The organism is Pedobacter riviphilus (assembly GCF_014692875.1).
In the GTDB taxonomy this organism is placed as follows: Bacteria; Bacteroidota; Bacteroidia; order Sphingobacteriales; family Sphingobacteriaceae; genus Pedobacter; species Pedobacter riviphilus.
The window spans coordinates 2,980,395-2,994,421 of record NZ_CP061171.1 but is presented as its reverse complement, the minus strand read 5'-3'; the positions used below and the strand labels follow the sequence as shown (position 1 = coordinate 2,994,421).

The 14,027-nt window shown below is 38.0% G+C and carries 12 protein-coding genes; 3 read left to right on the top strand and 9 right to left on the bottom strand.

Annotated elements, in window-relative coordinates; genetic code table 11:
* Window positions 1-42 precede the first annotated feature (42 nt).
* Together H9N25_RS12325 and H9N25_RS24630 are read left to right on the top strand one after the other, a co-directional pair.
* On the top strand, window positions 43-1,467 hold the full coding sequence (locus tag H9N25_RS12325; RefSeq protein ID WP_223833366.1) for a M28 family metallopeptidase: 1,425 nt from the start codon (window positions 43-45) through the stop codon (window positions 1,465-1,467).
* Window positions 1,468-1,505: 38 nt separating this feature from the next.
* Window positions 1,506-1,694: a hypothetical protein gene (locus H9N25_RS24630; RefSeq protein ID WP_223833365.1), complete on the top strand. Its 189-nt coding sequence runs from the start codon at window positions 1,506-1,508 to the stop codon at window positions 1,692-1,694.
* 83 nt (window positions 1,695-1,777) lie between these two features.
* Here H9N25_RS24630 and H9N25_RS12320 read toward each other — a convergent pair whose 3' ends face one another.
* Window positions 1,778-2,380: an outer membrane beta-barrel protein gene (locus H9N25_RS12320; RefSeq protein WP_167295040.1), complete on the bottom strand. Its 603-nt coding sequence runs from the start codon at window positions 2,378-2,380 to the stop codon at window positions 1,778-1,780.
* A gap of 317 nt (window positions 2,381-2,697) precedes the next feature.
* Entirely contained in the window at window positions 2,698-3,255 is a 558-nt protein-coding gene (locus tag H9N25_RS12315; RefSeq protein ID WP_190326063.1) for an NADPH-dependent FMN reductase, read from the bottom strand.
* A gap of 103 nt (window positions 3,256-3,358) precedes the next feature.
* Here H9N25_RS12315 and H9N25_RS12310 point away from each other — a divergent pair, with 103 nt between their 5' ends.
* A complete protein-coding gene (locus tag H9N25_RS12310; RefSeq protein ID WP_190326062.1) occupies window positions 3,359-4,561 on the top strand; it encodes an MFS transporter in 1,203 nt (400 codons plus the stop codon).
* 251 nt (window positions 4,562-4,812) lie between these two features.
* Here the strand turns inward: H9N25_RS12310 and H9N25_RS12305 are convergent, their stop codons facing one another.
* The 7 genes from H9N25_RS12305 to pyrE all read right to left on the bottom strand — a co-directional run bounded on the left by H9N25_RS12305 (window position 4,813) and on the right by pyrE (window position 13,980).
* A complete protein-coding gene (locus tag H9N25_RS12305) occupies window positions 4,813-5,457 on the bottom strand; it encodes an outer membrane beta-barrel protein (protein WP_190326061.1) in 645 nt (214 codons plus the stop codon).
* A 162-nt stretch (window positions 5,458-5,619) separates the two neighbouring features.
* A complete protein-coding gene (locus H9N25_RS12300) occupies window positions 5,620-6,183 on the bottom strand; it encodes a hypothetical protein (RefSeq protein WP_190326060.1) in 564 nt (187 codons plus the stop codon).
* Window positions 6,184-6,194: 11 nt separating this feature from the next.
* The gene (locus H9N25_RS12295; protein WP_190326059.1) at window positions 6,195-6,848 is read right to left on the bottom strand and encodes an outer membrane beta-barrel protein; all 654 of its coding nucleotides are present in this window, start codon (window positions 6,846-6,848) and stop codon (window positions 6,195-6,197) included.
* 150 nt (window positions 6,849-6,998) lie between these two features.
* Window positions 6,999-9,599, bottom strand: coding sequence for an ATP-dependent chaperone ClpB (clpB, locus tag H9N25_RS12290; protein ID WP_190326058.1), 2,601 nt, complete (start codon window positions 9,597-9,599; stop codon window positions 6,999-7,001).
* A 461-nt stretch (window positions 9,600-10,060) separates the two neighbouring features.
* Window positions 10,061-12,736, bottom strand: coding sequence for an alpha-L-rhamnosidase (locus H9N25_RS12285; RefSeq protein ID WP_190326057.1), 2,676 nt, complete (start codon window positions 12,734-12,736; stop codon window positions 10,061-10,063).
* A gap of 143 nt (window positions 12,737-12,879) precedes the next feature.
* On the bottom strand, window positions 12,880-13,278 hold the full coding sequence (locus H9N25_RS12280) for an SRPBCC family protein (RefSeq protein WP_184465601.1): 399 nt from the start codon (window positions 13,276-13,278) through the stop codon (window positions 12,880-12,882).
* Window positions 13,279-13,314: 36 nt separating this feature from the next.
* Entirely contained in the window at window positions 13,315-13,980 is a 666-nt protein-coding gene (gene pyrE, locus H9N25_RS12275; protein ID WP_167295031.1) for an orotate phosphoribosyltransferase, read from the bottom strand.
* Window positions 13,981-14,027 lie beyond the last annotated feature (47 nt).

Here is a 14,027-nt window from a genome sequence, read left to right as displayed (position 1 = left end):
TTCAGCAAATGCAATTTTTTATTAAAATTCAATTCTTTATAAATGAAAAAAATCCTTCTACTTTCCAGTTGTGCGCTCCTTTTTTTTAGTTCCTGCAAGCAAGGCACAAAAAGCACTGATATTAGTGTCGATTCTTTAGCCGTAAAAGCCATTAATGATTCGAGTTTAACCCAATATTTATCTGTAATTGCAGCTGATAGTTTAGAAGGGCGAAAACCGTTTACCAATGGAGAAACGAAAACTATTAATTATTTAAAAACGCAGTTCGAAAAACTGGGCCTGCAACCTGGTAATGGAGATAGTTTCTTTCAGGAGGTACCCATGGTAGAGATTAAATCTGTGCCGGAAGATAAAATGGTGCTCAAAGGAAAAACAGCATCGTTAACCTTAAATTATTTAACCGATTTTGTGGCCGGTACCCGCCGTGTGCAAGATGAGGTAAGTATGAGTAACTCACCGCTGGTTTTTGCTGGCTATGGCATTGTTGCGCCCGAGTATGGCTGGAACGATTATGCAAACCTAGATGTAAAGGGAAAAACAGTGGTGGTGTTGATTAATGATCCAGGCTTTGCCGATTCGACCTTGTTTAAAGGTAAAAATATGACTTACTATGGCCGATGGACCTATAAGTTTGAAGAAGCGGCAAGACAAGGAGCTACTGGGATTATTATTGTTCATGATACAGAGCCAGCAGCTTATCCCTGGACAGTTGTGCGTAGTGGCTGGTCGAAATCTAAACTTACGCTGCAAAGCGAAGACAATGGAATGAGCAGGGCTGTAGTAGAGGGATGGATTACTTTAGATAAGGCGAAACAGCTATTTGCACTGGATGGTAAATCATTTGATCAATTGGCTTTAAGTGCCCGTAAAAAAGGTTTTAAAGCTGTTGATTTAAATATTACTACCTCACTAAAGGTTAAAAATACGATCAAAAAATCGGTTACTTATAATGTTCTGGCTAAAATACCAGGCGATAAGCGTAAAGATGAAGCTATTATTTATTCGGCACACTGGGATCATTTAGGTGTAGGAGAGAAAATACAAGGCGACTCTATTTATAATGGTGCGGTTGATAATGCAACAGGTTTAGCCGCTTTATTCGAAATTGCTTCGGCCTTTAAAAAGTTGCCTAAAGTATCTGGGCGTACCATTTTGTTTATTTCTTATACAGCAGAAGAGCAAGGCCTTTTAGGATCTGAGTATTACGCCAAACATCCTGTTTTTCCATTAGCCAAAACTGTTGCCAATATCAATATGGATATGATGGGCATTGCAGGTAAAACGAAAGATATTGTCGTGTATGGCTTTGGCCAGTCAGAACTGGAAGATTATGCTGCTGCTGCGGCTAAAAAGCAGGGGCGGGTAATCGTTCCGGATCCTGTTCCATCATCGGGATTGTATTACCGTTCAGATCATTTTAATTTGGCCAAAGTTGGTGTGCCTTCATTGTTTACAGGTTCAGGGTAGATAACATTAAAAACGGTAGGGAATGGGGATTAAAGCAGGTGGCCGATTTTACCAAATTCCGCTACCATTCGCCACAGGATAATTTTGATGCCAAAAAATGGGATTTATCAGGTATTATAGAGGATGTTCGAATGCTTTTTGATATGGGGTATCGCATTAGTAATGAAGATTCCTATCCTAAATGGAAAGAGGGATCTGAATTTAAGGCCATTCGCGAAAAGAAATAAAACAAAAAGCGTCCCGATGGTAAACCGGGACGCTCTTCGAAAAAAAAAGTCATTTTATTAAGTTTCCCTTAAGGGAGAATTAATTAAAAGTAGAACTGTACACCTAACCTTGGTGCGAAAGTATCAGCGTTTAAGCCAAAAGTATTGGTTTTAACTTTAGCACCAGTTCCTTCTGCTTTTAAAGTGTAGTTTTCATAACTTAAACCTTTAACTGAAAGTTCGATACCGATTCTTTTTGTTGGGAAGAAAGCAAATCCTGGAGCAAGTTCTACACCGATTTTGGTTGTACTACCCAATTTAACTGCGTTATCGCCGTTAGCGTCAGTTGCTTTTAATTCACCAAATGCCAATGGCACTGATAATTGTCCGAAGAATTTAAATTGATCAGATAAACCAACATAGTAACGACCGAAAGGAGCAACTTTAAAAGTACCTTCTTGAGTTTTGTTGCTTACTTTTTTATCGTATTCGTAACCAACACCTGTACCGATAGCAAAATTATTGCTGATAAAATAACCAACACTTGGTAATACGCTAAAGCTGAAATCTGCTTTTGGAGCGCCGTCTACTTTTGTAGAGTTTACACCTACATTACCGCCTAACATAAAATTTCCTTTTTCAGTTTGTGCTTGTGCACCATAAACTAAACCTGCTACTGCTACTAAAGATAATAATAGTTTTTTCATCTTTTTATTATTTATTTGTTATTAAAATATAGTCAATTTTACTTTTTTAATTTCTGACTATATTTGAATAAAAGTCAACACTTGTGCCAAAAAACTTTGTCTACGTCATCAAAAAATCAGTTTTTGGGCAACTGCCTAATTGATAAATAGATATAAAATTAGTGTTAAGTCAATATTATTTTCGTGTGACCAAAAATCAATCGATTGATTAATTTTTTAGACATGACAGATTGACAATCTGACTTTTTTTGTATAAATGTCAGATTTTTTTGTGTCTAAAATGGCAGATTTTGCAGAAGAGTTGTTGCGGTTTTGAGTTAAACCTTACAAGCAGAAATTAAATTTTCTATTTTCCTTTTAATAATATCGATGCTTCTCTCGTCTGTCAGATTTCCTTCAGCATCGAATTTGTTTTGAGCCTGAGCAATTAAAACTTCTGGTTGTAATACCGGATTCATATTTAAAAAGGTAAAAACAGGCAAAAACGCGGTTTGCATTCTAACTGTTCCCCACATTCCCTGTGTTGCGCCCATTAAGGCAACTGGTTTATGCATTAAGGGCGAATCCTTTCCACGGCTCGCCCAGTCGATGGCATTTTTTAATCCACCGGGAATAGAATAATTATATTCAGGAGAAACAATAATAAAAGCATCTGCAGTGGCTAAAGCATCTCTAAGTTTTACCACACTTGCTGGGCTTTCTTTAGTTTCTGGTAAATCAAGGTCTGCGTTATAAATAGGAACGTCTTCAAAAGTCACCGTTTCGAAGTGGATGTTTTGGGGAATTAAACTACCTACAACTTTAAGCAACATTGCATTATAAGAGCCTTTTCTTAGACTTCCGCATAAACCAACAATTTTTCCATTCTTTTCCATAGTTATAAAACCAAAACTTTATCAAAATGTTTGGTTTTTGCAAGGACATATCGTATAGTTTAAAAATTTATAATCGCTATTTTTGACGGTATAATCTACCGTCATGACTGAGAATACTACTACCACATCCATTATTGAAAAAACCGTTTTCCCGATACTTTTCGCCTTAAGTTTTTCGCATTTACTTAATGATACCATACAATCGTTAATTCCTGCAATTTACCCCGTTATTAAAACCAGTTATCATTTAAGTTTTTCGCAGATTGGTTTAATTACGCTTACTTTTCAATTGGCTGCTTCCTTGTTACAGCCATTTGTAGGTTTGTATACCGATAAAAAACCTCAGCCATATTCGTTGGCAGTAGGGATGGGGTTTACCTTGATCGGTTTGATTTCGCTATCACAAGCAGGTCATTTTTATACCATGCTAATTTCTGTTGCTTTTATCGGAATCGGTTCCTCTATATTTCATCCCGAAGCCTCAAGGATGGCGCACGCTGCATCTGGAGGAAAGAGGGGATTGGCACAATCTGTTTTTCAGTTGGGTGGTAATGCAGGTAGTTCTTTAGGTCCACTATTGGCGGCCTGGATTATTGTTCCCTACGGGCAGTTCAGCGTGATCTGGTTTTCGGTAATTGCACTCCTTGCCATTATGATTTTAACCTATGTAGGTAACTGGTATAAAGGATTTATGCTTTCGAGAAGTAAAAAGATGAATATTCAGACTGTTGTGAACCAGTTTTCGCGAACTAAGGTAATTTTTTCGGTTTGTATTTTACTCTTGCTGATTTTCTCGAAATATTTCTATATGGCGAGTTTGACTAACTATTTCACCTTTTATCTGATCGGTAAATTTCATGTTTCGGTACAAACCTCACAGATCTATTTATTTGTATTCTTATTTTCTGTAGCTGCCGGAACGTTATTGGGCGGACCAATAGGCGATAAAATAGGACGGAAATATGTAATCTGGACTTCCATATTAGGAACTGCTCCATTTGCACTATTATTACCACACGCCAGCTTGTTCTGGGTAGGGGTGCTCATCGTCCCTATAGGGATGATTTTAGCATCGGCATTCTCCGCAATTCTGGTTTATGCACAGGAACTAATCCCGGGGAAAGTTGGTTTGGTTGCCGGTCTGTTTTTTGGCTTTGCCTTTGGCATGGGCGGTATTGGTTCGGCATTACTAGGGAAACTAGCTGATTCTACCAGTATAGAATATGTATTTAATGTTTGTGCGTTTCTACCCTTAATCGGTTTATTAACTGGTTTCTTGCCTAATATTGAAACGAAGAAGAAATAGAAAATAGACTGCCTCGTCAAAATAGATTTTGTCAATCCTGAGGAACATTTATTTCATAAAAATCAATATAAATGGCATGAAGATTTTTAATGAACTGTAGGCAATGACGACCGGAGTATGTAAATGATAGCCTGTCGAAGGACTAGCCAAAATATATGTTTTTAGCGTTTCGACAGGCTCTCCGTAGGAGTCCTTGGGACAGTGTGGCAGATTAGATTCGAAATTAACTTTGTAGAACAGTCTCTATTAGCTTAAAAATGAAAGTTAAATCCAAGAAATGGGTTAAAAGTGTTAAACCCAAAATCAAATGCTTCTGTTTCGTACCAAATATTTGAAGGCTCTTTACCGTCGTAATCAATTTTATTGTACGATAATAAAGGGAAGCCAAGCTCTATGCCCAGTTTTTTAGTCGGAAAAAATGCTAGGCCAGGCTGTATAGATGCATGGTACTGTGTGAATTTTGAACTAGGTGGATAATTATAAGTATAGGTACTGGTTTCATTAGTTTTTACAATACCAATCGTTCCACTAAACTGTCCAAAGGCTTTAAGTTTGTCAACAATATCTATATAATATCTCACTACAGGACCCACTGAGAAACTTTTTTGTTTACTTGTTCTTGTAGAGGTTGTGTTGAAATTAGAATCAAAATTACTATTGAAATTTTTACTATAACTAAAACCTGCAGTTAATCCAATTGCTAAGTTTTTAGAAAAGAAATGTGCGTAACTTGGGTTAATGGTGTAATAATTCCTTTTCTCGTAATTTGGCGACTCTGTTTTTGATGAAGAAATATTAAAACTTCCGCCGATTAGGTTATATCCTTTTTCTGTTTGGGCATGAGCTGCCATGGCGATAGCGCATACCGCTACCAACGTTAATAATTGTTTTTTCATTTTCATTTGTGTTTTTTGTGTATTCAATGATAGCATAAAAAAACAATATAAAACTATGTGTTTAGTTATTTTTGTGTTAAGTTTTTGATTGCCAGTGATAAAAAAAGACACCGATCTGATTTATTAGATCGGTGTTCGGTATAAGAATGAACGGATTGTATTTTACTTCGAATTTGCATTCAGGATAAAGTAATACAGTTCGATAGGTGAGGAAATAAAATCGCAATCGGTTTTACCTGTAATTGATTTAATCTTGCCATTTTCTTCGGGAAAAATGCTTCTATAGTATTCTATCTGTGTGCCGCCGATAGATTTAATTTTTCCATTTTCCTCGGGAAAAATGCTTCTATAGTATTCAATTGTCGTATTGCCGATAGATTTTAATTTGCCGTTTTCCTCTGGAAAGATGCTCCGATAATACTCAAACTTAATATCGCCAATAGATTTAATTTTTCCATTTTCTTCAGGAAAAATACTTCTATAGTATTCAAATTTCTTATCACCTATAGATTTGATCTTTCCGTTCTCCTCTGGGAAAATGCTCCGGTAATATTCTATTTTTTCATCGCCGATATATTCGGGTTTCTCGTTTTCTTCGGGGAAAATACTTCTATAATATCTTATTTCGTTGATCTCTGCAGTTTGTGCCTTCACATTAAATGCGTTGGTTAATAGAAGGGTTAAGCCTAAAATTTTTAGGCTTAACCAGCTAAATATGTTTCTCATCTTATTAAATATTAAAAATGATAGTTGAAAGTAAATGTCGGTGTGAAATTTTGCAGGGCGAGCCTTAGGTTATTGGTTTTGTCGTAGTTGTAAAGCGATTCTTCTGCATAGTAATTTTGATGGAAGAAAGATACAACGGGCAATGAAAATTCCAATGCTGCATGTTTGGATATGAAATAGCTGAAGCCAGGACTTACACTTGCACCCCATCCCTTTATTTTAGCATCAGTTCTGATCAGGTAACCTTCATCATCGATCCTGTTAAAGGTGTTGATTTGAAGGAGTAGATTAGCTTGCATAAAAAACTTGAAGCGCTCTTTAACATCAATATATTTGCGTACGAAAGGAGAAAAACCAAAGCTAAATTCCTTTACCCCAAGCTGTTCTTCGTAATACCCGTATTCTTCATTCCATGCGATATAATTTTCACCCCTGAGCTTCGAAAGATTTAAGGGAATTTCTAAACCAATGGCAAAATTATTGGCTAAAAAATAACCTCCTCTTGGCGTTAGGGTAAATGTGTTTAAGCTAGGTGATGAGCTGTTTTGCTTAGAAGTTCCAAAACTCAGACTTCCGCCAATAAATCCGGATCCCTTTTCAGCTTGGGCATAGCTGCGCCAACTGACGGCGCATAGCAGCGCCATGATGATTAATTTAGGTTTCATTTTATTTGTGTTTTTGTGTGTAATCAATAATAATCATTATTGAAACAAAAAACAAGAAAACGAACTATCATGTTAGTTACTTTAATGGGTGAATGATAAACGAAAAAAAATCCCATAGAAATTAATCTATGGGATTTGATTATTATGTTTTTAATCAGCTTTTTGGTTCAGGAACACAAAATTATGATCGAACATATCTAACTTAATTTTGCTGTCTTTATCTATCTTACCCGCCAATATCTCTTTCGACAACTCATTTAAGATTCTTTTTTGAATCACTCTTTTTAACGGTCTAGCACCAAATTGCGGATCGTAACCCAATTGTGCCAACCAATCTAAAGCTTCATCACTGGCTTCCATTTCTATACCCATTTCGGCCAATGTTTGCTGTACATGTTTAAACTGTAAGCTTACAATATTTCTGATTTCGCTGCGGTTTAACGGGGTAAACATAATCAGCTCATCAATCCTGTTCAAAAATTCTGGGCGAATGGTCTGTTTTAATACCTCGAACAATTCGTTTTTGGTTTTTGCAATTACTTCCTCACGGTTTTCATCGCTTAAGTTTTTGAAATTATCTTGAATTAAATGCGCACCAATGTTTGAGGTCATGATGATGATGGTATTTTTAAAATTCACCGTTCTACCTTTATTGTCGGTTAAACGCCCGTCATCTAATACCTGTAACAGGATGTTAAATACATCCGGATGTGCTTTTTCAATCTCATCAAGCAATACTACCGAATAAGGTTTACGCCTAACGGCCTCGGTTAATTGCCCGCCTTCATCGTAACCCACATATCCTGGAGGCGCTCCAATTAAGCGCGATACGGCATGACGCTCCTGATATTCACTCATATCGATGCGGGTTAAGGCATTTTCATCGTTGAATAAAAATTCCGCAAGGGCTTTTGCAAGCTCCGTTTTACCTACACCAGTAGTACCTAAAAAGATGAAAGATCCAATTGGTTTGCGTTTATCCTGTAAGCCTGCACGCGATCGGCGGATGGCATCAGAAATAGCTTCAATTGCTTCGTCCTGACCAGCCACACGCTGGTGTAATTCTTCTTCTAAATGAAGCAGTTTTTCGCGCTCACTGGCAATCAGTTTCGTAACCGGAATACCTGTCCAACGGCCTACCACACCTGCAATATCATCAGCAGTAACCTCTTCCTTAAGCATACGGCTATTGCTTTGCTGGCTTTCTAAATCGGCTTTAAGTTTTTCAACCTTATCTTGGGCTTCCTTAATTTTTCCGTAACGGATTTCGGCAACTTTACCGTAATCGCCTGCACGTTCAGCTTGTTCTGCTTCTAATTTGTAGTGCTCAATTTGCTCCAGTTCGTTATTTACGGCATCTACCAAGTCTTTCTCACCTTGCCATTTCGCTTTAAATTCATCACGCTCTGCTGATAGGTTAGCAATTTCTTCTGAAAGTTCTTTAACCTTCCTATCGTCTTTTTCACGTTTAATTGCTTCACGTTCAATTTCTAAACGCATAATTTCTCGGTCTAAAGCATCCACATTTTCGGGCACACTGTCCATTTCCATGCGCAATTTAGATGCAGCTTCATCCATTAAATCGATGGCCTTATCTGGCAAGAAACGGTCTGAAATATATCGCTGACTCATTTCTACGGCTGCGATAATTGCTTCATCTTTAATCCTTACTTTATGATGTGTTTCATAACGTTCTTTTAAGCCACGGAGGATAGAAATCGCATCCTGGGTATCAGGTTCTTCAACCATCACCTTTTGGAAACGGCGTTCTAACGCTTTATCTTTTTCTAAATATTTTTGATATTCATCTAAAGTTGTTGCACCAATGGCACGTAGTTCTCCACGGGCAAGGGCAGGTTTTAAAATATTCGCTGCGTCCATAGCACCTTCACCGCCACCAGCACCTACCAAAGTGTGGATCTCATCGATAAACAGGATAATATCACCATCGCTTTGGGTAACTTCTTTAACTACGGCTTTTAAACGCTCTTCAAATTCGCCTTTGTATTTTGCTCCTGCAATTAAAGCACCCATATCTAGTGAATAAACCACTTTGCTTTTTAAGTTTTCAGGTACATCACCTTTAATAATCCTAAAAGCAATTCCTTCGGCAATGGCGGTTTTACCTACACCAGGTTCGCCAATTAAAATAGGGTTGTTCTTGGTTCTGCGCGATAAAATCTGTATTACCCGACGGATTTCCTCATCGCGCCCAATTACAGGATCTAGTTTTCCGCTTTCTGCATATTCGTTTAAATTCCTTGCATATTTGCTCAGGGCCTGATAGGTGGCCTCGGCATTTTGATCGGTTACACGGTTATCTCCACGCAGCTCAATAATGGCTTTTTTAAGATCTTTTTCGTTAACACCCTGTTCTTTTAATAATTTAGAAGTACTATCGTTAACGGCTAAGATACTCAATAATAGATGCTCTACAGATACAAATTCATCTTTAAACTCTTTTAAAAACGTCTGCGCTTTTTGTAAAACGCTATTTGCGTTAGATGACAGATAGACATTGCTTCCACTCACTTTTGGGAACTTGGCAATTTCTGCATCTAAATTTTGATTTAATGAATTTAGATTGACGTTTAATTTCTTTAAAACATAAGAAACCACGTTTTCATCAACAGTAAGCAAACCTTTAAGCAGGTGTGCCGTTTCAATAGCCTGTTGCTGATTGCCTTGGGCTATTTCAGAAGCCTGTTGAACTGCTTCCTGGGCTTTTATAGTAAAATTGTTGAAGTTCATATCCCTTTTAAGTCAAAACAAATGCCACATCCATTTTGATTTTACAATCGGAAATTTTGTCGGTAATATTTTTATTTTAATGACTAAATTACTGATTTATAGTGTTTTGTGCTGAAATTTTGTCGTATGTGGATTTTAAACCTGCGAGGTTTGTATGATAAATTGCCAATCGTTAACTCCCTAACGCAGCATCCATCGCTGGAAGATATCTCAAGGCCTGTATGATGTGTGGCCAAAACAACAGACTTATCATTAATAAACCCGATAGCAGCGTAAAACCCGCAGGCGAGGAACGAGCCAAGGCTTTGAAGCGGATAGCGGGACTTTCATAACCCAAGTGTGCCGAACCCCGCTTTTCCAAAAATATTGACTACCTAAGTTACCTCATTGGGCCTAGATATTGTGAATAATTAATCTTGTAGATTTAGACCTCGCAGGTTTCAAAACCTACGAAGTCTGGATTATTTTTGGACTTTATGTTCGATTATATACCTACCAGCTTCTAAATCTATCTTCCCAATGTTGTTTATTTTACCATTTATATAAATATTCATGCCACGTGTAAGTGGCAAATTAATGGTCGCTGTAGAATTCGCTGGAATGGTAATGTCGTATCTGATTCCATTATTAATTCTTTTCCATGCACTTACAATTTTGCCATACGGACCAATGTGACTGGCTTCAAAAGAATTTAGGCCTTCCATAACATGAGGATCCAATATCACATGTTTAAAGCCAGGCTGTTTTTCATCTGGCTTAATACCACCTGGCGATTTGTACAACCAGGCACCAATTTCTCCGAACATAATATGGTTCATAGAAATATCCGATTTTGCATCTATAGGCCAGTTCTCGTATAAAGTGGTGGCGCCATTTTCCATCCACCAGCCCCAGCTTGGATAGGTTTTTTGAGCGGCAACTTTATAAGCAATATCACTATAGCCGTTTTCACTCAATGCATTTAAAATGGCTTTTGTGCCCAATAATCCCACATCCAAGTGGAAACCATCGGCTTCTACGCGTTTGGCCAGGTTTTCAGCAACAAGGGCAATCGATTCTTCAGGAACAATTTTCCAGTACAACGGAACGCTCATTTCAGTTTGGATACCAGTATTGTAGATTCCTTTTTCTTTGTTCAGGTATTTTGCATTAAAGGCATCCTTAATTTTTTTTGCCAGGGCGATGTACTTTTCATAATCATCATTTTTACCGAGAATTTTTGCTGCCTTTGCCAAAATAACCACATCAGCATAATAATAACAGGTAGAGGTAAGTTCGACAGGAGATTTTGATTTCACTGGAATCCAATCGCCCAAACCCCAAGTGGTTAAACCAGTTGGATAGCTTTCATCGATGTGGTTTACGTATTTTTTGATATTTTCATAACAATCGGCAAGTAGTTTCTTGTCGCCATAAAACAGGTAAACATTCCATGGAATAATGGCGATTGTACTGGTCCAGTCTGGTCCGTTACCCCATTCGTAACCCCAGCCATCGGTAGGGATAATGGAAGGTAAAACACCATTTGGCTGTTGTTCATCACGGTGATCGGCTAGCCATTTTTCGTAAATGGTAATGCCGTCAAATCCATAAAGACCAGTTTCTATCGCAATCTGAGCATCGCCCGTCCAGCCATTTTTTTCCCTCTGCGGACAATCTGTAGGGTAGCCAAAAAGATTCGACAGGTAAGAATTATTGGTGGCGTAATAGATTTTATTAATAATCGATTCTGAAGATTTAACATCACCAACAACTGGAACATCACTATGCATAAAGTAACCCACCAGATTTTCTTTTTTCAATTCGATGGGAATAGAACTGCTTACTTCTACATATTGAAAACCCTTGTAATTGAAATAAGGCATAAAACTTTGTTCACCTTTCCCGTTTAAAATCAGGATATCCGTCTGAAATGGATCAGTATTATCAGTTGGACGGTAATGGGCGTCAATATTCGATATATCCACGTGCCCATTGGCATATAAACGCTCTCCATGTTTCAGTTTTATCACCGTTCCTGCCGGGCCACTTACCGTGATTTTGCTTACTCCCGAAATATTTCTGCCCAGATCGAATAGGTATGTGGTATCGTTAAACCTCCTTAAACTTTTGCTAGCTATTTGTTCAACATTGCGGATAGGGTGCATAGCCTGCGCAACAATATTTTTAGAGGGAGCTGAACGGTAAATCACATTTTTCCAATCTGTATCGTCGAAGTTTGGCATGTTCCAACCTGCTTTTTCCAGGCGGGCATCGTAGTGTTCGGCGGTATAAATACTATTAAAAATAATCGGACTTAAAGCTGTTTTCCATTCTTTACCCGATTTAATGATTTCGGTTGTGCCATCTTCGTAAGTGATACGTATATCAAGACAAAAAGCGGGTCTGTTACGCCATGGTGCGCGGTCGAAGTACCAAACTGCAGTTGATTGATGATTATACCATCCATTGCCCAGTAAAACACCGATGGCATTTTTGCCCTGGCTGATGGCCGGAGTTACATCGTAGGTAACGTATAATGTTCTTCTATCAAAACGGGTGTACATCGGGTCCATTCGATGATTGCCGATTTTTTTGCCGTTGATAGAGAGTTCGTACAAGCCAGCTGCGGCGATGTAGGCTCTGGCCGACCTGATTTTTTTATTTGCAATAAAGGTCTTTCTGAAATAGGGCGCAGGTTTAAGTTGGATATTCTCGGTATCCGAAATCCAGGCGCCCAGCCAGTTTTCCATTTTCATCATGCCTGTTTCAAAGCTGGCGATAGATGTATTGTTCGATTTCTTTTGCCTTCCATCTGCAATATCTACTCGCCAGAAGTATTTAGTAAAAGGTTTTAGTAACGGGCCAGAATAAATAACCAGATGATTATCTGATTTAACCCAACCCGTATTCCAAAGTTTTGCATTGGCTTTAACAAGCGAGGCCGAATCGGTATCTAAAAGAATGCGGTAGGCTGTTTGTTTGGCACCTTGGCTGGCATCGTTCATTTGCCAGGTAAAACGCGGGTTAGGATTGTCTAAGCCGATGGGGTTAACCAAATATTCGGTTTTTAAAGCGGTAAGGGATTGAGCAAATGTTTTGGAAATAGGAGCAAGGACAAAAAATAGAGTTGTTACCTGAAGAAATCTGAGATTCATAGTTTAAAGTTATTCCGAAAACTAAGGTATTAAAATAATCTACTGTTATAAGAACACAATAGAATTTTTACGCATAAAAAAAAGACGAGGATGAGCTCGTCTTCTTTATCTGTGCAGTCAATTAAATCTATGCAATCACTTTTTTAACCTAAGATCTCTTTCAGTTTTTCCGTTTGGTGATCAGCCAGTTTTTGTAGTGGACCAGATGCCAACATTTTCATCATCATGTTCAAATCTGCTGAGATGATGTGTTTGGCTGTAGTTGTTCCATTTCCGTTATCTGTAACCGTCCATTTTAATTCTACATCAAAAGGTGCTTTTTCGCTCGGAATTGCTGTTATTTCTTGGTTTTCGATACGGCTAGAAATCTTAATAGCCAATTTTGCCATATTCTGGATGGTAAACCGTGCATCATCTTCAGTAGATTCCCAGTTGTAGATATTTTCTGGCATCAGTTGCTGATGATTGTTCATATTGGATAGAAATGCATAAACCTCTGTAACCGGTTTATTTACCTCTACTGTGCTTTCAATAACAGTCATTATATATTTTTTATTGGTTTTTTTTTTATTCAAAACTTAAGACTCCGAACTCAAAACCTGTCCTTGTCCCCATTCTGAAGGGTTTAAACGCCATTTGCTCAATAATTCCATATCACTTTTGGCAATAATGCTGTGCTCGGCAGCATAATCGATTAAAGCGCCATAGTTTGATAAGGTTAAGTAACGACATTTTGCAGCTGCGAAATTTTCGTCTGCTTTTTCGAAACCATAAGTGAAAATTGCTGCTAAACCAGCTACCGATAAGCCTGCAGCTCTTAGTGCTTCAACAGCCTGTAAACTGCTTTTTCCGGTTGAAATTAAATCTTCAATCACTACCACACGCTGACCTTCTACCACTTCACCTTCAATTAAACTTCCAGTGCCATGTTCTTTGGCCTTCGCTCTTACATAAATAAAAGGTAAGCCAAGCTCTTGAGCTACTAAAACGCCCTGTGGGATACCTGCGGTTGCAACACCTGCAATAACATCTACCGAACCAAACTCTTCTTGTATGGCCTGTGCCAGTTTCTGGCGGATGTAAGTTCTAACTTGAGGGTGGGAAAGGGTAATTCTATTGTCGCAATAAATTGGCGATTTCCAGCCTGATGCCCAAGTGAAGGGATTGTTTGGCTGTAATTTAATTGCTTTTATCTGTAATAAAAATTCCGCTACCTTTAATTCAATATCACTTTTATTATACATGGCTCAAAATTACAGATTTATTTGTGTTTGTCATAACGTTTATTAAA

Excerpts from the sequence above, each read along its gene's own strand:
- H9N25_RS12325 (WP_223833366.1), top strand. The coding sequence starts at position 43 with ATGAAAAAAATCCTTCTACTTTCCAGTTGTGCGCTCCTTTTTTTTAGT.
- H9N25_RS12320 (WP_167295040.1), bottom strand. The coding sequence starts at position 2,380 with ATGAAAAAACTATTATTATCTTTAGTAGCAGTAGCAGGTTTAGTTTAT.
- H9N25_RS12315 (WP_190326063.1), bottom strand. The coding sequence starts at position 3,255 with ATGGAAAAGAATGGAAAAATTGTTGGTTTATGCGGAAGTCTAAGAAAA.
- H9N25_RS12310 (WP_190326062.1), top strand. The coding sequence starts at position 3,359 with ATGACTGAGAATACTACTACCACATCCATTATTGAAAAAACCGTTTTC.
- H9N25_RS12305 (WP_190326061.1), bottom strand. The coding sequence starts at position 5,457 with ATGAAAAAACAATTATTAACGTTGGTAGCGGTATGCGCTATCGCCATG.
- H9N25_RS12300 (WP_190326060.1), bottom strand. The coding sequence starts at position 6,183 with ATGAGAAACATATTTAGCTGGTTAAGCCTAAAAATTTTAGGCTTAACC.
- H9N25_RS12295 (WP_190326059.1), bottom strand. The coding sequence starts at position 6,848 with ATGAAACCTAAATTAATCATCATGGCGCTGCTATGCGCCGTCAGTTGG.
- clpB (WP_190326058.1), bottom strand. The coding sequence starts at position 9,599 with ATGAACTTCAACAATTTTACTATAAAAGCCCAGGAAGCAGTTCAACAG.
- H9N25_RS12285 (WP_190326057.1), bottom strand. The coding sequence starts at position 12,736 with ATGAATCTCAGATTTCTTCAGGTAACAACTCTATTTTTTGTCCTTGCT.
- H9N25_RS12280 (WP_184465601.1), bottom strand. The coding sequence starts at position 13,278 with ATGACTGTTATTGAAAGCACAGTAGAGGTAAATAAACCGGTTACAGAG.
- pyrE (WP_167295031.1), bottom strand. The coding sequence starts at position 13,980 with ATGTATAATAAAAGTGATATTGAATTAAAGGTAGCGGAATTTTTATTA.